The sequence below is a fragment of the Ruegeria sp. AL11 genome, from assembly GCF_056540865.1.
On record NZ_JBQFXO010000081.1, the window covers coordinates 1 to 596 of the forward strand.

A 596-nucleotide genomic window follows, 5' to 3' on the forward strand; every position below is an offset into this window, starting at 1 on the left:
GCACATGGCAGGTTCCGCCGGTGATACGGCCTGTCAGCCCCTCGTCGATCAGGTGCCGGGCAAGCTGATGCGCGCCGCCGAGAAAGGTGTCCGGGGCCGATCCGACCCGCAATCCGTTCTTGTCCGCGCGATGCGCGAGATCGCGGCCTTCCTCGACCGACAGCACGAATGGCTTCTCGGAATAGACATGCTTCCCGGCATCAAGCACTTTTGCCGACACCTCATAATGCACTGCCGGTACGGTGAGATTGACGATGATGTCGATATCATCGGCGGCAAGCATCGCTTCGACGCTCTCGGCCCGGATTCCATATTGCTTGGCCCGGGCTTCGGCCGCTTTCTCGTTGATATCCGCGCAGGCGAGTATCTCGATACCCCTGAAAATCGGAGCAAGGTCGAGATAGGACGTCGAGATGTTGCCGCATCCGATGATGCCGACACCGAGGGTCCTGCTGGTCATGATTTCTGCTCCATGTTGGCGCGCGCCCAGCCAATGGATCTGGTCGCAAACCGTGCCGCGTCCGATGGATTGTCATGTTCCATGATGAAAAGCCCGGCCGGGGTGTTTGCCCGCAACTGGCGGGCGAGCCCGGCCC

At 61.2% G+C, this 596-nt stretch carries 1 protein-coding gene; it reads right to left on the reverse strand.

Annotated elements, in window-relative coordinates; translation table 11 throughout:
* Positions 1-460 (reverse strand): Gfo/Idh/MocA family protein (locus ACR0IP_RS23395; protein WP_480528195.1); only part of this gene is annotated, 460 nt, incomplete at its 3' end.
* Positions 461-596 lie beyond the last annotated feature (136 nt).